At 34.2% G+C, this 25,360-nt stretch carries 21 protein-coding genes and 1 pseudogene; 6 read left to right on the top strand and 16 right to left on the bottom strand.

Annotated features, from left to right (window positions below; genetic code table 11):
- Positions 1 to 26: 26 nt before the first annotated feature.
- Complete coding sequence (locus tag JOC36_RS04710; protein ID WP_205145360.1) at positions 27 to 572, bottom strand: GNAT family N-acetyltransferase; 546 nt, start codon at positions 570 to 572, stop codon at positions 27 to 29.
- A gap of 368 nt (positions 573 to 940) precedes the next feature.
- Between JOC36_RS04710 and JOC36_RS04705 the strand changes: the two genes are divergently transcribed.
- The 3 genes and pseudogenes from JOC36_RS04705 (at position 941) to JOC36_RS04690 (ending at position 4,269) form a co-directional block, all read left to right on the top strand.
- On the top strand, positions 941 to 2,215 hold the full coding sequence (locus tag JOC36_RS04705; protein WP_205145359.1) for an MFS transporter: 1,275 nt from the start codon (positions 941 to 943) through the stop codon (positions 2,213 to 2,215).
- A gap of 196 nt (positions 2,216 to 2,411) precedes the next feature.
- Positions 2,412 to 3,149, top strand: a pseudogene (locus tag JOC36_RS04700) (acetoacetate decarboxylase).
- A 226-nt stretch (positions 3,150 to 3,375) separates the two neighbouring features.
- Positions 3,376 to 4,269, top strand: a complete 894-nt coding sequence (locus tag JOC36_RS04690; RefSeq protein ID WP_205145356.1) for a hypothetical protein — start codon at positions 3,376 to 3,378, stop codon at positions 4,267 to 4,269.
- A gap of 414 nt (positions 4,270 to 4,683) precedes the next feature.
- Here the strand turns inward: JOC36_RS04690 and JOC36_RS04685 are convergent, their stop codons facing one another.
- The 15 genes from JOC36_RS04685 to JOC36_RS04615 all read right to left on the bottom strand — a co-directional run bounded on the left by JOC36_RS04685 (position 4,684) and on the right by JOC36_RS04615 (position 19,050).
- On the bottom strand, positions 4,684 to 5,802 hold the full coding sequence (locus JOC36_RS04685; protein ID WP_205145355.1) for an IS30 family transposase: 1,119 nt from the start codon (positions 5,800 to 5,802) through the stop codon (positions 4,684 to 4,686).
- Positions 5,780 to 6,517, bottom strand: a complete 738-nt coding sequence (locus JOC36_RS04680) for a MerR family transcriptional regulator (RefSeq protein ID WP_205145354.1) — start codon at positions 6,515 to 6,517, stop codon at positions 5,780 to 5,782. The genes JOC36_RS04685 and JOC36_RS04680 overlap by 23 nt, the downstream gene beginning before the upstream one ends.
- Positions 6,490 to 6,804: a helix-turn-helix domain-containing protein gene (locus JOC36_RS08875; protein ID WP_205145353.1), complete on the bottom strand. Its 315-nt coding sequence runs from the start codon at positions 6,802 to 6,804 to the stop codon at positions 6,490 to 6,492. The genes JOC36_RS04680 and JOC36_RS08875 overlap by 28 nt, the downstream gene beginning before the upstream one ends.
- 193 nt (positions 6,805 to 6,997) lie before the next feature.
- A complete protein-coding gene (locus JOC36_RS04670; RefSeq protein WP_205145352.1) occupies positions 6,998 to 7,276 on the bottom strand; it encodes an HU family DNA-binding protein in 279 nt (92 codons plus the stop codon).
- Positions 7,277 to 7,544: 268 nt separating this feature from the next.
- Positions 7,545 to 8,129, bottom strand: a complete 585-nt coding sequence (locus JOC36_RS04665; RefSeq protein ID WP_205145351.1) for a hypothetical protein — start codon at positions 8,127 to 8,129, stop codon at positions 7,545 to 7,547.
- A 185-nt stretch (positions 8,130 to 8,314) separates the two neighbouring features.
- A complete protein-coding gene (locus JOC36_RS04660) occupies positions 8,315 to 8,896 on the bottom strand; it encodes a hypothetical protein (protein WP_205145350.1) in 582 nt (193 codons plus the stop codon).
- Positions 8,896 to 13,398: a mucin-binding protein gene (locus tag JOC36_RS04655; RefSeq protein ID WP_205145349.1), complete on the bottom strand. Its 4,503-nt coding sequence runs from the start codon at positions 13,396 to 13,398 to the stop codon at positions 8,896 to 8,898. The genes JOC36_RS04660 and JOC36_RS04655 overlap by 1 nt, the downstream gene beginning before the upstream one ends.
- A 315-nt stretch (positions 13,399 to 13,713) precedes the next feature.
- On the bottom strand, positions 13,714 to 14,637 hold the full coding sequence (locus JOC36_RS04650) for a hypothetical protein (RefSeq protein WP_205145348.1): 924 nt from the start codon (positions 14,635 to 14,637) through the stop codon (positions 13,714 to 13,716).
- A 26-nt stretch (positions 14,638 to 14,663) separates the two neighbouring features.
- Entirely contained in the window at positions 14,664 to 15,077 is a 414-nt protein-coding gene (locus tag JOC36_RS04645; protein ID WP_205145347.1) for a hypothetical protein, read from the bottom strand.
- Between the two features lie 11 nt (positions 15,078 to 15,088).
- Positions 15,089 to 15,568, bottom strand: coding sequence for a thioredoxin family protein (locus JOC36_RS04640; RefSeq protein ID WP_205145346.1), 480 nt, complete (start codon positions 15,566 to 15,568; stop codon positions 15,089 to 15,091).
- Positions 15,561 to 16,172 (bottom strand): hypothetical protein, encoded by a 612-nt coding sequence (locus tag JOC36_RS04635; protein WP_205145345.1) that lies wholly within the window; start codon positions 16,170 to 16,172, stop codon positions 15,561 to 15,563. Before JOC36_RS04635 ends, JOC36_RS04640 begins: the two co-directional genes overlap by 8 nt.
- Positions 16,165 to 16,512, bottom strand: coding sequence for a hypothetical protein (locus JOC36_RS04630; RefSeq protein ID WP_205145344.1), 348 nt, complete (start codon positions 16,510 to 16,512; stop codon positions 16,165 to 16,167). Before JOC36_RS04630 ends, JOC36_RS04635 begins: the two co-directional genes overlap by 8 nt.
- Before the next feature lie 851 nt (positions 16,513 to 17,363).
- Positions 17,364 to 18,089, bottom strand: coding sequence for an ABC-2 family transporter permease (locus tag JOC36_RS04625; RefSeq protein WP_205145343.1), 726 nt, complete (start codon positions 18,087 to 18,089; stop codon positions 17,364 to 17,366).
- Entirely contained in the window at positions 18,082 to 18,798 is a 717-nt protein-coding gene (locus JOC36_RS04620; protein WP_205145342.1) for an ABC transporter ATP-binding protein, read from the bottom strand. Before JOC36_RS04620 ends, JOC36_RS04625 begins: the two co-directional genes overlap by 8 nt.
- 75 nt (positions 18,799 to 18,873) lie before the next feature.
- On the bottom strand, positions 18,874 to 19,050 hold the full coding sequence (locus JOC36_RS04615; protein ID WP_205145341.1) for a gallidermin/nisin family lantibiotic: 177 nt from the start codon (positions 19,048 to 19,050) through the stop codon (positions 18,874 to 18,876).
- A gap of 191 nt (positions 19,051 to 19,241) precedes the next feature.
- On the opposite strand from JOC36_RS04615, the gene JOC36_RS04610 reads away from it, so the two are divergent.
- From JOC36_RS04610 to JOC36_RS04600, 3 genes are read left to right on the top strand one after another with little or no spacing between them, the layout of a single operon-like run.
- The gene (locus tag JOC36_RS04610) at positions 19,242 to 22,238 is read left to right on the top strand and encodes a thiopeptide-type bacteriocin biosynthesis protein (RefSeq protein ID WP_205145340.1); all 2,997 of its coding nucleotides are present in this window, start codon (positions 19,242 to 19,244) and stop codon (positions 22,236 to 22,238) included.
- Positions 22,238 to 23,980, top strand: a complete 1,743-nt coding sequence (locus tag JOC36_RS04605) for an ABC transporter ATP-binding protein (RefSeq protein ID WP_205145339.1) — start codon at positions 22,238 to 22,240, stop codon at positions 23,978 to 23,980. Before JOC36_RS04610 ends, JOC36_RS04605 begins: the two co-directional genes overlap by 1 nt.
- Positions 23,970 to 25,232: a lanthionine synthetase LanC family protein gene (locus JOC36_RS04600; protein ID WP_205145338.1), complete on the top strand. Its 1,263-nt coding sequence runs from the start codon at positions 23,970 to 23,972 to the stop codon at positions 25,230 to 25,232. The genes JOC36_RS04605 and JOC36_RS04600 overlap by 11 nt, the downstream gene beginning before the upstream one ends.
- The last annotated feature ends 128 nt before the right edge of the window (positions 25,233 to 25,360 follow it).

Raw genomic sequence — 25,360 nt, 5'->3', positions numbered from 1 at the left:
TCATATGCTGTTATAAATGGGGATGGTTAGACTTCATTAATTTTAGAATAAATCACTTCATCTCGGTATTCACCTTGATTGATAATTTGTTCTTTTAAAGTCGCTTCATAGGTGTAGCCAGCTCGTTCAGCCACAGCAATGCTGTTCAGATTTTTAGCATCAGCTTGAATACTAAGTTTATGCAAATTTAAATCAACAAAGGCAGCTTCTGTTAAATGTTGTACTGCTCGGGTCATAATACCTTGGCCTTGGTAATGAGCATCCAACCAGTAACCAACCTCAGCTGTATGGAAATCTGTATCGATGTTATGCAAATCGACTGACCCAACCGGTTGATCATCGACCAAGATAATCAATGTTAATGCCTCATATTTTGCGAAACGTACACGGGCCTCCATCAAAAACTTGGCTTCATCTTCAGCTGATTTAGTTTCTAAGACCCAAGGTAACCATTTTGCAAATTCAGTCTGATTCCGCTGTAACACTTCAAAAATTGCAGGTGCTTGCGTGCGCTCTGGTAATACGAGCTGTACATAATGTTGTTCGGCTGTAAATTCATCAAATACAAACATCTCTTAAATCCTCCTTGGGTCTTGATTAAGCCATATGATAGCATAAAACACAGCGACTTGATAACAAATCTTAGACAGAAAACTAATAGGCTACAGCATCATTGTTGACAAATCCAATTACATTCACTATACTTTTAAACCTTGCCAATAAAACTAAAGGAGGACTTGATGCGCGGACTGGTAATTTTCAAACAATAGGGAACACTGTCACTTCTATGCTTAAATTACTTGTACGCCCCTGGGCGTGCCGTCTAATAAAATTTTATTAATCAAAACAGACATATGACCTGATAGGTATATGTAAGATTAATAGTCATTTAAATAAGTATTTTTAGCATGCAAGCTTTTATATTAAAGGAGGCTTCAACATGCAAAATCATGCAGACTCTACCAAGCCAAAAAAGGTAGAGCGAAATGTTAATTTACTGCTAATCAGTCAGTTTTTGACTGGTATCACCAGTATGACCGTTCAGTATGCCATTATGTGGTACTTAACTGAACAAACCCATTCAGCGACCACATTGAGTATTGCGACATTAATTGGGATGTTACCTATGATTGTTCTTAGTCCGTTCGCCGGTACAATCGTTGATCGCTACAATAAAAAAGTGCTCTTAATCGCACCTGATGTCGTGGCCGCGTTAGTAGCAGGGGGATTGTCATTATATCTCCATCAAACGAGCGCGCAAGCGACTTATCTCATTTTTGCAGTATTGTTCATCCGAGCAGTTGCGCAAACCTTCCAAATGCCGACTTTGCAGTCAATCATTCCAACGATTACACCTGAGGATAAGCTAACCCGAGTAAATGGTCGCTTTTCAGTGATTCAATCGGTTAATATGATTTTAGCACCAGCGTTAGGTGCATTCCTATTTGGTATCATTTCCATCGAATATCTACTCTTACTTGATATTCTAGGTGCTTTCTTTGGGATCTTAATACTGCGCTATGTCAATATTCCATCAAATCAAACAACCGGCGAAAAGCAATCTGTTAAGCAAGCCTTCATTGATATGCGCACTGGTTTTCAGTTGCTTCGGAGCAAAACAGGACTATGGATTACTTTACTAATTGGTGCAGTTGGAACACTCTTTGTTATGCCAACTGCAACGCTTTATCCACTTATGACCACAAACTTCTTTAAACTAACTGTTGCTGATGCAGGAATTGTTGAAGTTTTGTATTCAGTTGGTATGCTTTCAGGCGGGCTTATCATTAGTCTGTTTGGAAAATGGAAAAACCGAATGATTCCATTTGTGCTATCTTATGTCATCTTAGGGGCAACCTTCTTGCTCTCAGGGCTATTACCAGCTAATTTCACCGGCTTTATTTGGTTCAACATTCTAGCGGCGTTATCTGGAATTAGTGTGCCATTCTTTGAAACTATCCTAAATTCGATGATTCAGCAAAGTTATGAAGCGAAAGATCTCGGAAAGGTGATGGGGGCAACCTTGTCAGTTTTGAGTTTGCCTGGTCCGATTGGGTTAATCGTCATCGGCCCATTAGGTGATTCAATTGGCTTAACGACCGTATTTATTATCGCAGGTATTGCCATTTTGCTCTGCGTACCAATCAACTTGGCGTTTAAGTCAGCGCGAAATTACGATATCAATCTACAAAAATCAATTAAAAATATAGACTAAGCCCATCAATGCTCTTCCAATCGCGTCCTTATTGCGAAAGGGAGAGCATTTTTGTGTATCTGAGTATAATCATATTCGTTGCTCTACACTAACTTTTAATCCGAATTTAAAAACAGTGCTATACTTGATTATGTTAATAAAATTTTCATTTAACATTTTGTGTTTTCTAATATAAAGGTGAAAGGTGCTATATATAATGAATCAGTCAGATTTAATGAACAAAATAACCACGCCGCTTGATTCTCCGGCCTTCTCGGATGCTAAGGTACGATTTCATAATCGCGACTTTATGAATATCACTTACCGCACTGATCATGATGCCTTAGTTAAAATTTTACCTGAACCACTTGAACCCATTGATGACTTGGTAAAATTTGAATTTATCAACATGCCTGATTCAGACGGATTAGGAGATTATTCAGAAATTGGCCAAGTCATTCCGGTGACATTTAATGGTAAAGAGGGCGAATTTTACCTTTCAATGTATGTAAACAATGGTGCTGCCATCGCTTCGGGACGTGAAGTAGCTGCCTTTCCAAAAAAGCTAGCTGATACATCAATCTATTTAGACAACGACGTCCTAGTTGGTAAACTGGAATACAGCGGGTTACCAGTCGCCACTGCTACCATGGCCTATAATTACTATCCAATGGATTTGGAAGAGGGTAAAGCAGAGATTACTAAGCCTAGCTTCCGCTTAAATATTATGCGCAACTACGATGGATCACCACGTATTTTTGAATTAACCGAGTCACAAATCACGGATGTTGAAGTCAAAGGGGCCTAGAACTCACCCGCAAAGCTACAATTGTTTGAGCATGTTATGGCGCCCGTCGCTGATTTGCCAGTGCGTGAAATTGTAAAATCACAGCATATCGTTACTGATTTGACCTTACCAGCACCACATAAGGTTTATGATTATTTGGCAGACTAATCGTCATAAAGGGATCAAAATATTTGGTTCATAACAGTCTTTGCTAACCAGCACTAATAATAAAAAAGATGCATAGTCGCTTAAGAGCACCATGCATCTTTTTATTTGGTCTTTAATATGCGAATAAATCAGTTAATCCATAAATTCCACGTTATTCGCATCATTTCACATAAGAGCGTACAATCAACATAGGGTCTATTAAATCATCAGGGAGATTATTGAAATTATGAAAAAGAAAACGCTCATAACAACAGTGGCTACAGTATTTCTTGTGATTATTATTTTTTGTATAGCCTTAATCTTCCTTGACAAAAAACGTAATGAGACAGTTCAGAAAGTACAAAATGTCTTTTTTAAAGAGCAAACATCTGATTATAAAAATAGTCCGATCAGTCGCTATTTAAAGCCAATTTCCAAAGATAACATCGATATGGACATTTATGCTGGTAAGCATAAAAACGAATACTACATTCACACCAAAGAGCCAGGTATTGATTCCAAAAATACACCAATTGAGGTAACCGAAGCAAAGCCACTATTGGGAAAACCTGTCTATACGCCAACGTTTGATATAAATAAGATCAAATATCAGCCATACTATAATGATTACCAAGTTAACTTGCGTACACATGAGGTAACACTCGTTAACAAAAGCGATTTCAACCGCGATAAACGTTATAAATTATGGCGTTCAAAGCATTATAGCGTTAAAAAAATCGTCCAAAATACTAAGCCAATCAGCAAAGTTAGCATTACACACGACAAAAAATTACTTTATGCCGCAATCTTAAATTATGGGTTTAACAAAGTTGATATTCAACGTTGGAAAGAGCCATCTACAAGTCAAAATGGTTGGCAAATCGAACAAATGCACAACGGCAAAAATTATGTTTGGGAAAATAAAGCAGTTCAAAATAATGATAAGAAACTAGAACCAAATTATTTCGTCGTAAATAATGATTCAGTAACATATCACAGCTTTATTGTTCACTCAGGTGGCAAAACACTAAGCCAGCATGAAAAATTAGATACAATATTGAACTACGTCAATGCAAACCAAAAGTCCTTGAAAACCGTCTACGACATGAAAGACAAAATCATGATCAAACAGTCAAACTAATTAGTAGCAGTGTTTTGTTGTGTAATTGTTTAAATACTGGTTTTACATAAGTAATTCAAAATAACCACACTAAATAACAACTAATGATAATATATATTATGTAAACTAGAATAAGTTAGGCACATGTCAACCCGAAAATCATGAATTGACGAAAATGTTACTAAACTGTAATATACCAACGTTCCCCTCTTTTTTTAGCTTGAACTGAAAACGTATGTTTTCATGCATCATTGGGCACAAACTCCAACAAGGGTATTGTTCGTATTGCAACGAACATTGGCATATCTTTAAGTAAATCTATTATAGCACCTTACTAACTTAATTTGAAGAAAAACAAATAAAAAACGTACCGTTCTGAAGCTAATTTAAACGGTACGCTTTTTATTTTTAATATCATATTCGGGATTAAGCAGATTAACTAGCTGGACTCGATTTAGCACGCTTGATTTGACGCAACCGAGCTAAACATTCCTGATGATACATCTTTCTAGGGGTTTCACCATCTAAAGCTATCCGCATCGGTTTACGATTAGCGATTTCACAGGCTTTATCCCAATCTAACTGAGTTTTGCTCTCATAGTCACCATAACCAACAATATGGCGTAAATCACGGTTACGACGCTCATTAGTACCACGTTCTTGCGGTGAATTAGGGTGCGCAAAATACATTTTAACGCCAAAATCTTGCTGAATATGTGCTAAAAAGTCCCATGAAATAAATTCAATCCCATTATCTAAGGTAATTGAACGGACAAATTGACCATGTAAATTCATAAAGTAGTCTAAACCTGCGATCATCGCATCAGCCTTACGGCTTTGACCGAGCCGTACAGCGACCATATAACGTGTTTTACGCTCAACAAACACAATCACAGCTGAATAGGTACCATCACGAGCGACAACTAAATCCATTTCCCAATGCCCAAACTGCCGGCGATTTTCAACCGAAGCAGGGCGGTCTTCAATCGTTAAACGCTTCACTTGAATAGAAGAGGTCGTGTTACGATTCCCCCGCTCTATTTTCGCATTTAAATTCTCCATACTAGCTTGTACCTCTGCTTTAGTCGCTCGTTCAGGAGTCTTTTTATGTTTCGTAGAACGCCGACCATAAGCAGTTTTCGACACATTAATATAGCCTTTTGCAATATAATTTCTAATCGTCGCCACACTCATGGGACAACCCGGAAACTCATATACAAAGTCTTCGGGTGAATAACCGCGCTGATTCAAATACAATTCAATCTTTTTTTGCCAAGCGTAAGTTAAATTACGTGATCCACGACGATTGCCATTCGCTTTTTGCTTATAATATTGTGCCTGACGTGCCGAATACTTCAACAAACCATGTAAATTCTTATTCAACACACGTTTCGGTATGGTCGACAAGTCGGTTTCTGAACCCTTATATAACTCACGTGAAATCGATGACTGACTTCTTCCCATTAAATCAGCAATTTCCGTCATTGATTTTTGTTCAACATTCCAATAATGTTCAAGTAATACCCGATCTTCAAAAGTTAAGTGTTTTCCCATTTGCCCATAATTCCTTTTCAAATACATCCGCAACAGTCCCACTATTTATATTATCATTAATTGGGCATTCATTTAAAATAGAAGCTAAAACATCCATCTCGTGTTGCGTCAACTTGATCATATCAACGTAATCGGGCAACAGCTCTTCCACCGCTTTCAATCGATTTAAATACTGGCCGGCTAACTGCTGGGCTTGATAGACAATTAAGTCATAATCCTTAACTAATAACTGCCTTTTTTCACGATCTAAATACCAATCGTCAAGTAAATCTAACGATTTAACCGCATCTGCATAATGACTAAGAAATATCACTAAACCTGTATAAATATCCTGTACCGTTGTATCTTCAATCCGAACTAAAACAACGTTAGTTGTTCGTTCTTCAACTAGCACTAATGTCGCAACACGTTGATAAACAGGTGTTTCATGTTTGACATATACTAACCAATGACCAAAGGTTATCATTTCGGGATTTATTCTATGTACTGGTTTTATCTCAACCACACCATTATTTTTATTTACTATGGCGTCTGCTTTATGTAACCGTTTTTGAATTAACCCTTGATCAATGTAATACCGAAGCATACGTGCTGATACTGGTATTTCATCAGCATACAACTGTTTAATTTTTTCAGGAGAAAGCCCTTGTGCTAACTTCATTTCAACAAAATGTTTAACCTTTGGGGTTAAGTGATGCCGTTCTTCATGGACCATATCTGTTTGAACAATAAATTGTTGTGCATATATTTAATGCGCTTATGCAGGGTCATCAATTTAAGTTCATGCTCACTTAACCCTTGAAAGTAAATGACATTACCCCGTTTCAATTCTTGTTCAATCTCATACCTAGAACGTTCTAAGTATCTTGCGATACGACTAATCGAATATTGACGTAACCATAAGTCTTCAATCACTAGACGTTCATCAAAACTTAGCGCATTTTTTCGTTGTTTTTTCTGAATTACGATAGTACTACTCCTTAAATTTAATACAACTATCATAATGGGAAAGGTCAGATTTAGTCAAGAAATACCCCCAATTCCGCTTTTTTATCTTTAAAAATAAAAAACAAGTAAATAAAAAACAAGTAATTGATAAATAACCAACTACTTGTAATTAACTGTCCAACTATTTATTTTTAGTCTTAAAATCAGAAACTAACTAAATTAGATTACTCACCGTATTCTCCATTAGTTACTTTACTGCGTCCTTTAGTTCTTTACCAGGCTTGAAGGCCGGAATAGTTGTTGCTTCAATCATAAACTCTTCACCTGTTCGAGGATTTCGTCCTGTACGTGCAGCACGATCACGTGTTTCAAATGAACCAAACCCAATTAGCTGTACCTTTTCACCCTTGGCTAGGTTATTTTGAATTGAGGCAAACATTGCATCAATAACTGCATTAGAGTCCTTTTTAGTTAATCCCGTCTTTTCTGCAACATCTTTAATTAAGTCTTGTCTATTGTATGTCATAAGCTTCCTACTCCCTCATATATTTCTTAGTTGATACCTTTATTTTACATGATATTCTGACTAAGTGCATACACGAATGTAGCTAAAATCTTAATTTGAAAAAATTAATTCAAACCAATTTAAACCTGATAATAAAATGCGAAACTGATTAAGATCCACTCCAGTATCCGGCACGCCAGGCAAGATATTATATTCAAAGCAAACGATCTTTTAAACATAAAAAAGCACTAGATTTTTAACAAGATGTTATCAATCTAGTGCTTTTTCTTTATTTCATCTGCACGATATTATAGAGCCATTGAAGATTAATGATTGGCTTACCAATCAACTCTAATTGAATATCAAAATATTGTGTCACATATTTCTTAAAAATTTTTGTGTCCTCTTTATAAATACTTTTAAAATTATGCGGTTTGATAGCATTATCATTTTCATTGTAAAAATCAAATTTTAATTTATTATCATCATCTAATAAATAATTCATTTCTAAATTTTTACTATGTTGAATATAGACAAGCCTAGGTCCTGTAACCGATGGAATTGTTGGGTCCGTATTCGTTTCTATCGACATTTTAGCACGACCCCCAGCATTCCCAAAAGTAATCATTTTATTTGGCTTTTCAGGGTAAAGTGCAAAAACATTTTTATACTCTGTTTTCTCCCTTATATTTGAATTGTTTTTAAAATCTTCTCTTAAGAGTTGATAATAATGATCTTTACCATAGTATTGTTCGGCATAGTACAAACCATATGTTCTAAAATTCAAAAATACAAAGATGGTTCCAAAGATTAATAGGAATAATGACCCGAAAATCCACCAAATAATTTTTTTCTTTTTTGATGCTTTTTTCATTATCTCCTCCTTCTTCTCAAACTCATTTTAAACCTGGAAAGAATTTTGATGCCTTATTTTAACTGGAAAACTAATATATTATCTCTTCCAAATAACTCCTTCTATTGTATCCAAGTCAAATGGTCTTTTAAACATAAAAAAAACACTAGATTGATAACGCTTGTTAAAAATCTAGTGCTTTTCCTTTATTTCATCTGCACAATATTGTAAATCCATTGAAGATTAATAATTGGCTTATCAATCGACTCTAATTGAATATCAAAATATTGTCTCATATATTTTTTGAAATCTTTTTGGTCCTTTTTATACAGATTTGCAAAATTTTGGGGCTTTTTATCATAATCTTCACCGGTATCTTCATCTGTATAAGAATCATAATGTAATCGATTATTTTCATGCAAGCTGTAAAACCTCGTAAAGTGTGGGTTACTTTGCATGGCCAAAACTTTCTCTGCTGTAGATTCCCCAGAGAGTATATAGATTCTAGAATAACCTCTTCCATTACCCAAAGCAATTGACTTATCGCGATCCTCATTAGATAAGTAAAAAACGTCTTTGTATTGTCTTTTTTCTTTTGGATTTGTATTCGTTTTATAATCTTCTCTCAAAAGTTGAAAATAACTATCTTTACCATAATATTGTTCTGCATAATACAAACCATATGTTCTAAAATTCAAAAATGCAAAGATGGTCCCAAAGATTAATAGAAATAACAAACCCAAAATCCAACAAATAATTTTTCCGATTTTTGATGATTTTTTTTGCATTACCTTCTCCTGCGCTTCCGTCCACGGCGACGCTTCCTTCTACGCTTCCGACCACGGCGACGGCGCTTCCTTCTACGCTTCCGGCCACGACGACGACGCTTCCTTCTACGCTTCCGACCACGGCGACGGCGCTTTCTTCTACGCTTCCGGCCACGACGACGACGCTTTCTTCTGCGCTTCCGGCCACGACGGCGGCGCTTTCTTCTGCGCTTCTGGCCACGACGACGGCGCTTTCTTCTGCGCTTACGACCACGACGACGGCGCTTTCTTCTGCGCTTCCGGCCACGACGACGGCGCTTTCTTCTGCGCTTCCGGCCACGACGACGGTGCTTCCTTCTACGCTTCCGACCACGACGACGGTGCTTCCTTCTACGCTTACGACCACGACGACGACGTTTCTTACGACGCTTACGGCTAGTTCGATGCTTACGACGGCGACGACGATTGCGCTTCTTATGGCGCTTCTTACGACGGCGGCGAGCTTTCTTTAAGTGTTTCTTACGACGGCGATTACGTTTGCGATTTTTCAACCAAGAACGGAATCTCGACATGAAACTCTTTCCCTTTCGCTTCTTCCTGCGGCGCTTTTTAGCCTTTCTCTTTCGTTTAAGTCTCTTTTTAAACTTATGCCATTTCTTGCTATACCGTTTTACAGTCCGTCGAATACGTTTCTTCATTTTACGGTAGTTATGCTTGAGGCCACGCTTAAATCTGCGATATGTCTTCTTAACTGCCTTCTTAGCTCTTCTATACGTATGCTTAATTCGGCGTTTAACCCTACGGTAAGTTTTCTTAACCACCTTTTTAGCTTTACGATACGTGTGCTTAACTCGACGTTTAACCCTACGGTAAGTCTTCTTAACCGCCTTTTTAGCTTTACGATACGTGTGCTTAACACGACGTTTAACCCTGCGGTAAGTGCTTTTGACTGCCTTTTTAGCTTTTTGATACGTATGCTTAACTCGACGTTTTGCTCTGCGATAAGTGTTTTTAACGGCTTTTTTAGCTTTTTGATACGTGTGCTTAACTCGACGTTTAGCACTGCGGTAAGTTTGCTTAGCGCTACGTACGAATTTACGAGCGGTCTGATCAACACCACGTTTAAACTTGTAGCCCGCCTGATTCATGCCCCGAACAGTCTTTCGATACGTGTGCTTAACGGACTTTTTAGCTTTATCAAAATTTTGCTTAGCACTACGTACGAATTTACGAGCGGTCTGATCAACACCACGTTTAAACTTGTGGCCCGCCTGATTCATGCCCCGAACGGTCTTTCGATACCTCTGTTTAACCGACTTTTTAGCCTTGTCAAACCTGTTTTGAGCTTCACGAACGCGTTGCTTAAATGTCTTTTTCTTCTTTGGCTTTGGAGGCTGTTTTGGCTTTTTAGATCCGCTAGGATAATACCAAGCCTTATTCTTTTTAACTTGTTTTCTATATTCCTTGAGTAGAAAATCTTTACCTTTTATGAATCCCAGAGCTGTGATTGCGGCAATTATAATCGTTCCAGTTTTATTTTTTTGTTTTTCCAACCATTTTCTTGAAACATGCTTATTAAGAAACTTATGCCGGTCCTTATTCGTAATTCTTTTTTGGCCATAAAGATCGATTAACATATCTTGCACTGGCCTATTACCGTACTTCTTATGCACCATCTTCAGAACATCTGCATCAGATTCAAAGTCTCCAGGCCCAAATCGTTGATAAGCATCTCCAACTAATGAGTTAATCGCCAACATATTCTTCTTATTATGTTTAAGCGCATCATATAAATCTTTACTAAATAAGATACCACCTATGGGACCAGGATAGTTCCATGGCATTCGAAGTTTTGTCGAACCTAGAGCACGCATAACTGGTCTGCCATGTTGATAGGACTTCCAAATAATCATTTGGTGCTGTAAATCAGGCCTTTGCTTTTTTTTAAGATTTTTATCAGTACCTTGCCCGTTATCACGTTTACCAACAATAGTGTATACGTGGCGAATGGTGGCATTTCCAAGGATTTTCTTATTTATTTTGCGATCTTTCTCCGTAGGGCCACTTACTAAGATTTGTTTTTTATCATCTAGATAATCTGGTGTCATTAACGTTAGCTGGGCTCTCTGTATTCTAGCAGCTGACCAGCCATGCTTTTTTCCATACTTTTCAATTTTGCTTAAAGCCCCAAATAATGCTTTCTGGTCCTTTCTAGAAATCCCTGTATTTTGTTGAAAGACATTGCTTTTAAGTTTGGGCTTAGGATATTTTTTGTACGTTGCTTTAGCTGCACGTTTCTTATGTTGTTGCTTTAAAACATGCTTAACAGTATGATTCGCTGGCTTTTTACGCCCGACCGCTTGGGAGACGGTTTTTCTATGATGCACCGATTTCCGTGTTGCCTGCGGAATGGTTTTAGACTGTCGTTTCTTAGCCTTAGTCAAATGACTTAGCGTGGTTTGCTTATGCTGCTTTTGAGGTGCTTTTTGCTTAGCCTGATGCTTTTTGACAGACTGTTTCTTAGCGACCTTAGCTTGTTTTTTCACAGAGCTGGCTCTGTGGTTAGGCTTTTTAGGCTCCTGCTTTGCTGGTGGCATGGCCCGTTGCTCTGCCTTAACAAGGGTCGTTACCTGTGCTGTTTCGTATTGCGTATCATTTAAGGTCACTTCATTGTAAGCCTTAACAACATCCTTGTCCTTGGCGTTCTTCAAATTAGCGGTTAACTGCACCGCATAGCTTTGTCCATAAAAGCTTGGATCCGCTAAGTTTTTGGCCACTAAGAGGGCCCCATTTTGATTTTTATTCACCACATTAAATTGATTCGTGACGTCTTTGCCAAGCTCATTTTTCACGGAGACGTTTTTGATATCAATGGGTTGATCCGTTTTGACTTGCATTTGATATTTATGCAACGGATCCGCATCTTGTTCAAGTGCTGGCACTTTCTGAGTCGTGGTATAAATAAAAGGTTCATTTATTTTTGTTAGGGTATTTTTTGATGTTTTGCTTTCATTGGTATCAGAAACCTTTAACTCAGCTTTTGGATAGTAAGTAATGACTTTGCTTTCATCAGGCGTATCACTATCAACTTTCTTTTGTTGTACCTTTCGGGTATCCGGAACGTAGCCTGCTATTTGGGGGACACTGATTGAATTCCAATTATCGGTGCCGTCTGGTTTAGCTGAAGAAGTCTTTTTAACATCATTTCCGGTAATTTTAAAAGTATCAGTCCCTTTAAAGTTAACGGTTTGCTGTGCTTTATTTTTTAAAAGGTGTCCGTCCTTCGCAAACGCAATCTTTCGGACTGCTTTCGACTGATTGGGCCGTGAAATCGTCCCATTACGTAGTGAGCCATACACCCCAAAGATTCCACTTGCTGACCAGTCTGTATTACTGCCACCCTTTGGATCCAAGAAAGTCGTTTGAATCTGGTCGCCATAATATTGGAATAGTGCGCCACCATTTGGGAAGTCTTGTACGCCATTTACGGCTGTCCCATTCGCTTGGAATCCACCATTATTAGTCGGCGTTAACATATTTGTATCGTAACCAATGGCTTTCCCATTCGAGATTTCATACACCTGGTACGCATCGATATCATTAATGGCGGGGAAAACCATGATGTTTAAAGGCTTTCCTGTGGCATGATCAACAAATTGATAACTAATCGAAGCCCCTTCGATATTTTTAATATTAGATTTTATCGACTGGTCTTTATCTGGACTAAACGTAATTTGCGGTTCGTCCGAATTTTGTTCCGCTTCTTTTGTCGCAATCGTTGTTTTGGTTTGCGTCTGTGACTTTTGTTCTGCCACTTTTGAGCTCTCTGATTCTGAATTAACCTTAGTCTTATTACTAGTTGTTACTTCTTTATCTGTGAGCACACTATCAGCTGTACTAGTTGCATCACTACTTGATGTCATGTTGTTCTTAGCCGAACTTGTACTTTTTTCAGCCTTCGAGCTAAGTGTAGTGGCTGCTTTGTGGGTCGCCGGATTAATCGAATTATTGATAGTTGCGGATTGCTGAGCCGTCTTCGACGATAGTGTTTTGGGATTATGAACATTATTCACCGTAATAATCAAATCGACGGTTTTACCAGAATAGGTTGTTGAAACATTCGTTAATCGAAAACTAGGTGTCCCTTTAGATAAATCAAAAGTGGTTCCTTTAGGCTTATAACCCGTTTTCTTCTGGGGAAGCGGATTCGTTATTGTACCTGTAAGAACTTGCACTGATGAATTAGGTGTCCAACAAATCGGGCTTTTTAGCATCATGTCATAGAATTCTTGATCAGACATATTTGCCGGAGCCGTAATATCTAGCTTTGTTTTACTCGGATCCGTTAAATCATTGACTGAAGAAATATTTCCCTCTGCATCAATTTTCAAGCCATTATTCAATGTACTGTGACTATTGATGTGCATGTCTGCCAATACGCTGACTGCATTGGTTTGAAAAGCTAATAAGATCGTAAAAATAATTAGCCCTATTTTTGCGCACTGTTTATGTATTCTTCCCATAGATATGCTCCTATTCCTGTAAAACTTAAATCCATCTTAACAAGCTACCATAATGGGAAATGAATTTAAAGGCTAATTTTACTTTGTATACTTATTTTCAATACAATTAAATAATACAAATAAATAGCTTTAATGAGCTTTCAGTACATGATTATCAACTAAATTCGCTCTTTAAACTAAGCAATATTTATCTGTGAACCATGTTTTATCCTATGTATAAATAAGCTTGCCTGTTAAAACTTTCACTAATAGTTAAGTTTTCTAAATTAAAAAGCCCTAGCTAATCACCCTTTTAGATGAATAGCTAGAGCTTTTTTATTCTGCCATTAATTCGGTAATCCGATCTAAAATATTTTGCCGTGATTGACCTACGATAACCAGTTGCTCATTAATTCGTTGGACTAGCTCAAAAATATCCGTCCCAAATGCACCGCTTTCTAAACCTTGGATGCTATAGGTCTGTTGCTTAGGAATTTCTAACAACAATTCATCAATCCCTTTCAGATAGCCAATCAACATGGCCAATTGTTGAATTAGTGTTTCATCATCCACAATCTCAAACTCATTCATCATCCTGCCCTTAAGGGTATCATATAGACTTTTAATGAGTAACGTCATATTCGCATAAACCCCATCAAAGCCTTTAAAAGCACCTTGGTTTTCTACCGCATAAAAGGCAATTTTATTTTCATCAAATCCATCAAACACCTGGATGAACTGGGTTCTAATATTGTCCAATAAACGTATTTCAATCGGCGACCTATCCAACGTTGCGAGAAAGTCCTTTTTAATATCTTTCATCACCTGCGCTTGCGCTTCAACAAACGTTATAGATAAGGGGCGCACACAGTCAATAAATTCATACATTCTAACGTCACTAGTACGTTGCTTCTCAAGATTTTGTACTTGAGACAAACGTTGAATATATTCATCAACCAAACGAGTTACTTTCACAACTTGCTTATACCACTCTCGTAGTATATCAACATCATCTTCCAATCCGATTAATTCAAGTAGTTCCGCCATATGCACCCATCGTTCACCATAATCATCAGCTTGACTACTGAATTTCTTCAAACGTCTCAAATACTCACTAGGATCATCTGGAATATCCTTTATAATCAACTGACAATCAATATAGAAACTTTGCGCAAAGACCATCATCATATCTTGCCACATAAAAAAGCTATCAACACGAGTTTTCGTATCAATAGCTTCCACTTGCGGAGTAGTCGGCATAGTCATACCCCCCTTTTATTTAATTGTTAATTACGTTTTTTGATATAAATCACGAAAGCAATCGCATTAAGCTGTCTACGTTGTGCAAACGCTAGCTCTTCAAACATACCGCTCAGCAACGCTAGCATCAACACCGGAACCGTGAAGAACCAATCTTTAAACATTAATGGATTAAACAGTGCGGTATCTTTGGTAATATTCACAAAAGTTAATTGCACCACGATATTAAACAAGATAAATGCCACAACGACCAACAGTGCTACTTTCGTTAAGAATGACCCAGTTTTTTCAGCCTCATGTAGCTTGAAACGCTGAAAGGTCAAATCGGCTAAACTTTGTTGCTTATACCGCTTTACATTCGCATCAAATGCTTGTTTCTGCTTATCTGCTTTGGCACCATAGACAACATGATGCGCCTTTTGTCGTAAATCATAAGCCATCTTTAATCCTCCTACTGAACAGTGGGATCAGGAGAATTTGAGTACCTAACCCCACCATCATCTTTTTGTATTGCTTTAATTGCATCAAAATATTCACTATTGGTTAATCCGCTATATGTCCCAGTTTTATTAATTAACGTTGGAACCTGTTTTAACTTATACTGTGCTTTGAAGGGTCGGTTGTGCTTACCATTCATATTGACCAACAACACGTCTTTTTTGAATGTGTTACGTACCAATAATTCAGGCAACAGTTTCCGACATCTTGAACAATCATCTCGATAAAATACAACGGTTTTATCCTCCTTGATTGCTTTTTGAACCGTGTCTTTTGACACAATGCGATTTGACCGGACATAACCGTTATACTTGCCAATGCCAAAAAGCACTAAAATCAAAACGATAACTCCTAAAACTGACCATTCTTTAATAGACATCTCACCCAGGCCTGCAACGATTGATTTTTTATTGTTAACGCTTCTTTTAGCCATTTCCTAACACCCCATTGACGCCATAAACATAACGCGCTTCTGTCATTTGATTAGTTGGCAAGTCATAACGAATATCATAAATTGCCATCGAGTCTTGACTAGAACCTTTGCCCGTCATCATCGTGTACTTCACCAATACCTTACCAACTAGCACGCCATTTGAAATTTTGCTGGCATAAACTGTTGCAGAGTCAAACTGTGAACTCATTTGATGATTATCAATATAGCGTTCACCTGTTTCTGCTTGATCAGTCTTAAATAAACTGCTTTCCGTCACATTCACACCCGCTAATTTAGCTTTAACGACCTTATTTCGACGCTCATTATACGTTTTAGAACTGTCGTATGTCCGTAGAATACTAAAGAATTTTGTCACCGTGGGTTGGGCCCGTCCTGTTTCAAAATTATGCTGATAGTTAATATTCAGATTAGCCTCAACATCTGCTAGCTCACTTTGTTTTGTTTCAACCAGCTTTACAGACTTTTGCTTATTAGTCGCAACCGCATTATACTTTTCCATAGATTGATTAGAGAAATACCAACTAAAACCAACCAACGCAAGTAAAGCAACCACTAATGCGACTTGTAATTTGTCTTTATGCATTGTCTGGCACCTCCCGATCAACAACACAACTTGTAATTTGGTTCGTTAACAAATCTGCTGTTAGCTCTAAAACAAAATCATCACTCCCTTTAGCCGATAAGACAACCAAATATTTCACCTTTGAATTATGGACACCTGTACGGTTCAAAGACTTTACCTTGTAGTCCTTAGCAGAATCCTTAGTCAAAACCGTTGGTTTGCGATAACCGACTAATTCTTCAACCACCGAACTTGAACTAGCATAATTCGCCATTTTCGTCTTATATTCTAAATAGTCGGAATTGTTTTTAATTGGTGTATTGAAGGCCTTCAAACTAAAGTCCTTATTTTGATGATCCATTTTGTTCACATCAATCGACTTAACCTTGGTTATAGTGAGTTGTCTATATATCCATTTAAAAGGAACTTTGTGAAAATAACATACTTCACAAACAAATAAAAGAGTAGTAAAGTCATTTCACAAATAGCTTTACTGCTCTTTTTTCACAATCTGTACCACTTTTTTGATTTTAGTACATTTTTTTGTTTTGAATATACTGATATACGCATACTATGATCGATAAAATAACAAATGCAATTAAATATAACCAACCAGAACTAAGAACAGGTGATTGATTATATTGCATATAAAATATTGTTCTTATTCCCCAAGATGGTGGAATAAAAAAATATGAATTATCTAGTAGTCTTGTTTTAGCTATTAATTGTATGAGTATTTCCATGCAGAGAAATAACATTGAAGCTTCAATGTTAATAATCCTAGAAATAAGATAATGAAATGTATTCATCATGATCATCTGAGTAATAATAATTAAGAAATAACTCATGAATGATTGATGATCATAAAATAATAGTAATAACGTTGCGGTTGCTATACTAGGAATTAAAAGTGAAATGAAGACTTGGATTAAACCATATTTCGTGAATTCATTTTTTTGAGATATAAGATTAATGAAATTACCGGCCAACTTTTCGCTATTAACAGATAAAGACAACATTAATATGCTGAATGCTGGTATATATATGCCAAAGACATAATTCATTAACATAATATTTTTAGAATCCATGTTTGGATATGCATTCGAAATATGAAAATAAATAAATATTAACGACATTAAGAAGATTAAATTAAAACAAACAGAATAAAGTTTTTTTCCCTGTTTATAAACTTCAGCTTTTAGAAAATTCATATTATTTCCTTTTACCTTTTAAAACTCTAAAATTCCAAGAAACTATGATTAAGATGAGTGTAACTACTATAAAGATAGGCAAACCTGTATATGATGAAACTTTTGTTAGTCCATTAATAGATATTCCAGCTACATTTCCAATTTCGGTCATTGAATATGTCCAAGGATAAACATGTTCTAAAAATGTGCCTGTAAACATTATAGAAATTAAGATATTTGCTATTGTGACAATGAATATCTCAATAGTATTTACTTTATGGAAAATGAATGTAAATAGAGGTATTTGCCAAGCTGTGTAAAAGAAGATTAATATGCCTGGTAAAATAAAAATTTGGCATATTAGTTGCAAAGACATATTACCATTTATGGAAGTTAATAATGCCGATAATACTAACATTACTGCTAAGAGCACAAAATATATGATTAAAGTGGATGTATTGAATGAAGTTACCGATTTTGATTTATCAATACAAATGTAGTTAGTATACTTACCAGCATTATATTCTTGCTGTTTTCTACCGTATATAAGCAATGTTATTAATATAGGATTCCAAAATATAGTCCAATTATTAATAATAGTTTTTGCTAAATTCACATTACTGGTAGTAGTAATACCACTAAACCATAAAAAACTCGTGATAATTGAAATAACTATTATAAGAAAGGAATTATATATTATAGAACTATTTTTAAATTTTAATAAATCCCCTTTTATGTAATTACTCATTATTAGCTCCAATACTTTTTGTGTTAACAATATTCCAATAGATATCTTCTATATTCTGGGTTCCTTGGATAAACTTTTCAGAATACGCTAATTGTGAATTGTTAAGGATACCAACATAATCTGCAATTGATTCAAGTTCATGCAAATGGTGACTTGTGATTAATATAGTTATTCCTTGATTTTTTAATTGATTAATTAATTCATTAAATTCTTTAACACCACTGATATCTAATCCATTGGTAGGTTCATCCAAAATTAAAAATGATGGATTTGGCACAAGCGCCATACCAATACCTAGTCGTTGTTTCATACCTAATGAAAGAGACTTAGCTTTAGTTTTTGGTGATACATTATCTAACCCAACTACTTCTAATATGTGATTAATTTGTTTGAGGTTTGCATTGCGCAACAAAGAAATAACTTTTAAATTATCATAAATTGAAAGATTTTTATAAATAGGTGGATTTTCAATTAATGCACTTATTTCTGATAGATCATCTTGCTTAATTTCTTGATTGTTAAATATAATTTTTCCGGATTTCACAGGACAAAGGCCTAGAATAGCTTTCATCAAAGTGGTCTTTCCTGCCCCGTTTTCACCGATTAGACAATAAGTACTGCCTTTTGGAATGTTAAACGAGATATTTTTTAGTATATTTTTATTTTTTCGGTTGATAGTAACATTTTCAAATTCTATTAAATTATTCATGTATAAGTACCTTTTAAATTAAATAATAAGACCGATTTTCAGGGTAGAAAACCGGTCTTATGTTATCCAATAATACTACTTCTTACTAATGTGAAGATGGCAACCCTTAGTAAAATTACGTGCTGGACAGCCCATCAAAATACCAGTCTTACATCCTGGGGTACAAGCACTCTTTGACTTGTATGCTAGTTCAGGTTCTGGAATGTTTGAACTAGTATTCATGCCAAGATCGAAATCATTAAAATTATTCATGGTTAGGATATACTCCTTTCTGTATAAATTGGTGTTAATAGAAGTAATATCTTTAACACAAAGTTATAATATCATGATATTATAATGTAATCAAGTATATAAATAATTTTATTTGATATACGTTAAGAATGCTTTTAGATTGGTTAAGTATAACGTTTTACTTATTTTAAAGAAATGGAAAAGAATGGATTATGAATATTAATTTGAATGAAAATTATTTATTTAGAGAACATGTCAATAATAATGAGTTTAACTTAGATGAGCTATATACTCCTAAAATTATTACTTTATTTAATCAAAATCCAGTCCTAATGGAACAAATTTTAGTGTCTAATAATTTATTGTATGAAGAAATTAAAAAGAGTATTGCAAACAATTTAGAATCTAAAAAAGAAAATAAATTGATTAATACTCTATCTCAATATTATCTAAGATCTATATCACGAAATACACCATTTGGTTTGTTTAGTTCTAGTTACGATAATAGACAGTTAAGTGATGATTATTCTGGTATTAAAAAGAGTGTTTTAGTGAGTTTCCGATGGTTTTCAGATTATGTAAAAGAGTTAGCGCTTAAACGACCGGAAACCTTTAAATTTAAATTCGTTGATTATTTAACAAATGGAGAAGACAGATATATAGTCCATTTTAAAAATGGAAAAGAAACTACTATTATTGCATCGAATTTGATTAAATTACTGGTTGATGAAACAAAAGATTCGCCTTTGAATTTCAATGAAATTGTTGAGAAAATCCATGATAGTTATAATGATGTTGAAGTCAATTTTATTGAAAAGTATCTGTTGAATTTAATTATGGAAGAGTTACTTATACCTGAAACGGGTGTTTTATTAAGCAATAAGACAAAAGAGAATTTTGAAAACTTATGCAATTTAACACAGAATTTATCTATGCATAAAGAAACTAAACTTTTGGAAAATGTAATAGCTTTAATTAGTGAATATGAATATTTACCTTTGGGTGATGGTATTGATATTTATTTCAAAATTAAAAGTACTTTAAATGAATTGCATACAACAAAAAAGAATGATTTAAGTATCATTGGTTATGGAAAACCCGAAAATAGTCAGTCTGAAGCATTGTCAGCTGATGATGCTCAAGCATTAACTGAAATAATAAATTTTTTGCATGATATTTCTTATGTTACGGATGAATTGAAAGACTTTAAGTATGATTTTGTTGAGAAGTTTGGAGAAGATGCTGAAATTCCATTGTTGGATGTATTAGATTCAAACTTTGGTATTGGTTTTCCAGAGTACAAAGTAGATTTAAAACCAGATGCTGATAAATATTTAAATACAGCCAAAGAGTTGTTAACACAAGCGATTATCAATGATGAGCCTCTTGTATTAGATGAAAATTCACTAAAAAATCTTATGGGAAATAATGATCCATCGTTTAATACTAATGAATTCCCCTTTTCTGGTGACATTATTTTAGAAGTAGAACCATCTAAGATAGGCAATAAAAACATGTATACATTTGGTGGCGTTTACGGTACTTACGATATGGTTCAAATTAGAGGGAGATTTAGAGAGTTTGATGACGAAATTCTTCCTGAGAATCGGTTTAATAATGTTAAAAGCGTTGATATAAACGCTCTACCCTTATCAAAAGATTATATGGGGATTATAGATAATAAACGCTATTTTGATAAAGAATTAAGTATTGACTTACCAATGGATATAAATAAAGAACAAATTCATTTGTCCGATTTAGTAATTGGATTAGATGATATTAATGATGTCATTTATTGTAAAAATGTGTATACAAATGAACTTTTACAATTTAGAGATTTAAATATTTTAAATAATGAATTAAAATCTCCAGTTGTTAGATTTTTACTTTCTTTAAATCAGCAACATATTAATTGGTGGTACAATAATCCGTTTTTTAATTTGATTAACAGTATGAATGTGTTCCCTGAAGTAATATATAAAAATATTCGCTTAAACAAAAAAACATGGAGAATGGAAGCGCATATTGAATCAGATATCTATAATGAAGCGGACTTTCAGTCTTGGTATATTAATATGTTGAACACAATGAAGAAATTACATTTCCCAAAATATGTTCTAGCAGGTAACTTAGATGAAAAATTAGTTTTGGAAATTGAGAATGTTTCTTCAGCTAAAGCTTTGTATAAACATCTAATAAAAGAAGGATCAGATACATTTTATATAAACGAAATTGATAGAAAAAATTTGCAAAAAGATGCAAGAAATGCTTCGTACGAGATTGTATGTACATTTTCGTCAGAAAACTTTTCTAAAGATGATTTAGTCTTGAGTAATAATAGAAAGCCAGTTTATAATCATGATTTATTAACGAATCCTTTAACTCTGGCTGATGGATGGCTCTATTTAGAATTGGAATTTGGAAATGAAGAAAATCTCGATATATTTTGTAGTGATTATTTCAATAATTGGTTTGAAAAGTATGAAGAACAGTCAGACATTCAGTTCTTTATTAGATACACTGCCACTAACCAAAAGCCAACTATTAGATATCGCATAAAAAGTATGGATAATATATTTGCTGTTTTGAGTGATCTTATCTGTGAAGTTCAACAATTAATGAAAAATGGAATCATAAAAGATTATTCTATCCTCCCTTACTATCGTGAGATGTATCGTTATGGACTAGAAAATAACATTGATGTAATGGAAAGAGTATTTTCACTAGAGTCTGGTTTTATAATTTCCAATATGAAATTAACTGAATTAGATAAAACATATCTTTTGTTAAATCTTATGTACCAAGTAGTTACGGCACTTAACCTAAATCTAAAAGACGTAATTGATGTAATGGAAAAAATATTTGATTTGAATCCAAAGAATTACTTAAAAGAAAAACAGTGGTTACAAGAAAATAAGACTAATAATAATAATTTGGTTAGTGAATGGATGAATAATAGTCTACCTACAATTAATAATCAAAGCATTCATCATTTAGATCAATTTTATGACCGATACTATGAGTTAGGAGAATTGGACTTAGATGTATTGAATATGAATCAAATTATTAATTTAGTATGTGGTAGTTGGCACATGAGTTATAATAGGATGTTTGGAATAAATAGAAAATTGGAATCCGGATTAACATTTGAATTTTATAAGTTATTACAATCGTTGTTAATACGTAGTACGAATAAAGGTGGTGCATAATGATACTTTTCAAGGTCTATGTAGACTTTTTTAAAAAATATAAAAAATATTCATTAATCATACTATTAACCAATATAGTAATTGGTATCTCCCCCATTGCGTCAGTGTTTGTTATTCAACAACTGATTAATACTCTTGTTACTAATCAAAACTTAAAAAAAATAATTGTATTAATTGTCATTTATGGCCTAGTATTACTTTTTACTAACATAATTGACACTATTCAATCTTATTTGAATGGTATTTTGACTAATCAAGTTTCTTTTGATATTGAAAAATCAATTATTACAAAAGTTAAATCATTAACAATGGAGCAATTTGAACAGAATAATACCTATTCAGTAATTGATAAATTGATAAATGAATCAACGCAAAAGCCTATTGATATTTTTACTAGTCTTAATACTATGTTTATTGCTTCAATTACGATTGTTTCAGGCTTGATCTTTTTAGCAACAATAAATATTTGGTATTTGATAGCTACAGTAATTATCAATTTGATAGCGTTTCCTTTTTTGATAAAAATATCTAATGAAAGCTTCAATGTTCAATGGGAACGAGCAGAATTGGAAAGACATGCATGGTACTATAAATATTTGTTAACCCATGACTTTGCTGTAAAAGAGATAAAGCTACAAAGCACCTTTAAATGGTTTTTCAATAAATTCATTTCTTTACGTTCATTGTTTGTTAAACAAGATAATAAGCTACTAAAAAAGCTTTCTGTTTTTAATTATATTTATGAGTTTCTAATTTCGGGATTGAGTTTTATATTAATTTGTTCCGTGATTATTAACATCTTGAATAAAAAAATGCTACTTGGAAATTTGACTAGTGTTTCACAACTTGTTTCCACGATTAACGGAAATATTAAGAGTATTATAAATACAACTTATTCATTGAATTATGATATTGCAATGGTGCGTGAATTAAATAACTTTTTGAGCATGGAGACTGTTACTCAATCAAATTCAATTGAAATTGATGATATTAATTCTATTGAATATAGTAACTTGAATTATTCGTATGGAAATCAAGCTCAGCAAGTCTTAAACAATATTAGTTTCAGCATAAATCCAGGTGAAGTTACAGTAATCGTTGGAGAAAATGGATCAGGTAAAAGTACAATAGTTAAATTACTTATGGGATTATACTACCCTGATAATGAAAATACTCTTTTTATAAATGATATTCCAATTGAGAATATCGATATTGAGTCGTTGCATAAAAAAGAGGCCGTTCTATTTCAGGATTTTGTTAAGTATGAAATGTCTCTCAGAGATAATGTTGGAGTTGGAAATTTGGATAAAATCGAAGATGATGACTTTATTTCCGATGTTGTCAACAAGTATGCTCCTTCAGTAAAAGAGAATGATTTAAATCAACAACTAGGAGTTTGGTTTGAAGATGGTAAACAACTATCTGGTGGACAGTGGCAATCAGTTGGAATGGCAAGAGCTTTAGTAAATAATAATGCTGATTTGATTATATTAGATGAGCCAAATGCTGCTTTAGATAATATTAGAGAAAATGATTTGTTTAATACATTCAAAGATTATATTTTAAAAAATAATAAATTCGGTATTTGCATATCTCATAGTTTGAAATTTTCTAAATCAGCTAACAAAATCATTGTTGTTGATAATGGGCACATTGATAGCATTGGAACACATTCTGAATTATTAGAAATTAGTGCTGTTTATAAGAAACTTTGGGAGGCTGAAAAGAACAATGAATCGTAATGATGTTGTTTTAAACAGATTAGTTACAATACTCGGAGATTTTAATAGTCCAACCAATTTTGGGAATGATTTTTCTAAAGAAACATCTATTTTTGGACAAAAAATTAATTTATGGAATCCTAGTAGCCTCATGGGTGGAAGAGCTGGATTGTTACTTCTGTTTACTCATCCAGAGTTTCCTATTGATGTTGATCTAAATGAACAATTATTAGATTTGCTAAACCATATTTCACTATCAAATGGTTTATCGCTATTCGATGGATTAATTGGTGATAGTTTAGCTTTAGATTCCGTAAAACGTGATGATTTAGATAATGTAAAATCCCAGTTGATGCAAGCCGAAATACAAAACATGGAATTCATGTTAGATGTATCAAAAAATGAAGCGTTTGATTTTGCGTATGGTGTTGTTGGAATTGGAATGTATGTGTTGAGTAAATTGGATCATGTAGAAGATAATGAAAATACCCAAAAACTAGTAGATTTGCTTGCTAATATGCAAAACTATCTTATTGAAAAATTTCCAGCTCAGAAAAACAATTCCCAAAAAATTAAAAAATGGTCTTTTAGTAGATTTCAAACTGAACCTATTGATATTGATTTTTCAATGTCTCATGGATTAGCAGGTGTATTAACCTTTTTAGCTGATTCTACTATGAAATTAGGACATAGAGATGAAGTGGATTCTGTAATTTGTTCTCTCCTTTCTTTTTTCAATGATATGTCCTATATCCAAGATGGAATTGAGTGTTGGCCACAATCAATTGGGCAAAAAGAGTTTGTAAGAAATGATAGTTGGTGTTACGGGACACCAGGCATAGAAATAGCGCGAATAAAAGCAAATCTTGTGTTAGGAAATAGCAAAGATGCAAGAAGCAGTTTAACTAATTTAAAAAATACTATAGAGCATCCTCAAGGTCTTGATAATGCGATGATTTGTCATGGGTATGCGGGGTTGAAAGTTATAGCAGATGTAATTAATAATATTAGCTCATTTGAATTTATTAGTACTAATGAGGTAGTATCAAATATTAATAACTTTTATTCTTATGATATTGATATCGGTTATTTAAATCCTAAAATAAGTGAAGATGGTCAGGTAACTCAAACTGCTGATTTTGGTATGCTAACAGGTATCGCAGGTATTGCATATGCGTTATTGCCATATAAAACTACAAATTTTGAATATGCACTTGGAATTAATATGAATAACTATGAGATGTTAATTTCACAAATAATTAAAAATAAATAGTGTATCTAATTAATTAAAAAGGAATGCTTAAAGCTTGTATTTTTCAAACTTTAAGCATTCCTTTTTTGATATATATGCAATAATAAGTTCTAAATTTTGTCCTAGTGTGTGTTTATGCTGATATTATT

Origin of the sequence: Weissella uvarum, assembly GCF_016908785.1 — a bacterium.
Lineage (GTDB): Bacteria > Bacillota > Bacilli > Lactobacillales > Lactobacillaceae > Weissella > Weissella uvarum.
Note: the sequence above shows the minus strand (reverse complement) of the source record. Positions and strands in the feature narration are given on the sequence as shown.

What these genes read in the sequence shown, in the direction of transcription:
- JOC36_RS04625 (WP_205145343.1), bottom strand. Translation starts at nt 18,089, where the DNA reads ATGAGTAATTACATAAAAGGGGATTTATTAAAATTTAAAAATAGTTCT.
- JOC36_RS04640 (WP_205145346.1), bottom strand. Translation starts at nt 15,568, where the DNA reads ATGGCTAAAAGAAGCGTTAACAATAAAAAATCAATCGTTGCAGGCCTG.
- JOC36_RS04630 (WP_205145344.1), bottom strand. Translation starts at nt 16,512, where the DNA reads ATGGATCATCAAAATAAGGACTTTAGTTTGAAGGCCTTCAATACACCA.
- JOC36_RS08875 (WP_205145353.1), bottom strand. Translation starts at nt 6,804, where the DNA reads ATGATAGTTGTATTAAATTTAAGGAGTAGTACTATCGTAATTCAGAAA.
- JOC36_RS04660 (WP_205145350.1), bottom strand. Translation starts at nt 8,896, where the DNA reads ATGCAAAAAAAATCATCAAAAATCGGAAAAATTATTTGTTGGATTTTG.
- JOC36_RS04655 (WP_205145349.1), bottom strand. Translation starts at nt 13,398, where the DNA reads ATGGGAAGAATACATAAACAGTGCGCAAAAATAGGGCTAATTATTTTT.
- JOC36_RS04610 (WP_205145340.1), top strand. Translation starts at nt 19,242, where the DNA reads ATGAATATTAATTTGAATGAAAATTATTTATTTAGAGAACATGTCAAT.
- JOC36_RS04605 (WP_205145339.1), top strand. Translation starts at nt 22,238, where the DNA reads ATGATACTTTTCAAGGTCTATGTAGACTTTTTTAAAAAATATAAAAAA.
- JOC36_RS04685 (WP_205145355.1), bottom strand. Translation starts at nt 5,802, where the DNA reads ATGGGAAAACACTTAACTTTTGAAGATCGGGTATTACTTGAACATTAT.
- JOC36_RS04670 (WP_205145352.1), bottom strand. Translation starts at nt 7,276, where the DNA reads ATGACATACAATAGACAAGACTTAATTAAAGATGTTGCAGAAAAGACG.
- JOC36_RS04650 (WP_205145348.1), bottom strand. Translation starts at nt 14,637, where the DNA reads ATGCCGACTACTCCGCAAGTGGAAGCTATTGATACGAAAACTCGTGTT.
- JOC36_RS04690 (WP_205145356.1), top strand. Translation starts at nt 3,376, where the DNA reads ATGAAAAAGAAAACGCTCATAACAACAGTGGCTACAGTATTTCTTGTG.
- JOC36_RS04705 (WP_205145359.1), top strand. Translation starts at nt 941, where the DNA reads ATGCAAAATCATGCAGACTCTACCAAGCCAAAAAAGGTAGAGCGAAAT.
- JOC36_RS04635 (WP_205145345.1), bottom strand. Translation starts at nt 16,172, where the DNA reads ATGCATAAAGACAAATTACAAGTCGCATTAGTGGTTGCTTTACTTGCG.
- JOC36_RS04600 (WP_205145338.1), top strand. Translation starts at nt 23,970, where the DNA reads ATGAATCGTAATGATGTTGTTTTAAACAGATTAGTTACAATACTCGGA.
- JOC36_RS04615 (WP_205145341.1), bottom strand. Translation starts at nt 19,050, where the DNA reads ATGAATAATTTTAATGATTTCGATCTTGGCATGAATACTAGTTCAAAC.
- JOC36_RS04665 (WP_205145351.1), bottom strand. Translation starts at nt 8,129, where the DNA reads ATGAAAAAAGCATCAAAAAAGAAAAAAATTATTTGGTGGATTTTCGGG.
- JOC36_RS04620 (WP_205145342.1), bottom strand. Translation starts at nt 18,798, where the DNA reads ATGAATAATTTAATAGAATTTGAAAATGTTACTATCAACCGAAAAAAT.
- JOC36_RS04680 (WP_205145354.1), bottom strand. Translation starts at nt 6,517, where the DNA reads ATGGTCCATGAAGAACGGCATCACTTAACCCCAAAGGTTAAACATTTT.
- JOC36_RS04645 (WP_205145347.1), bottom strand. Translation starts at nt 15,077, where the DNA reads ATGGCTTATGATTTACGACAAAAGGCGCATCATGTTGTCTATGGTGCC.
- JOC36_RS04710 (WP_205145360.1), bottom strand. Translation starts at nt 572, where the DNA reads ATGTTTGTATTTGATGAATTTACAGCCGAACAACATTATGTACAGCTC.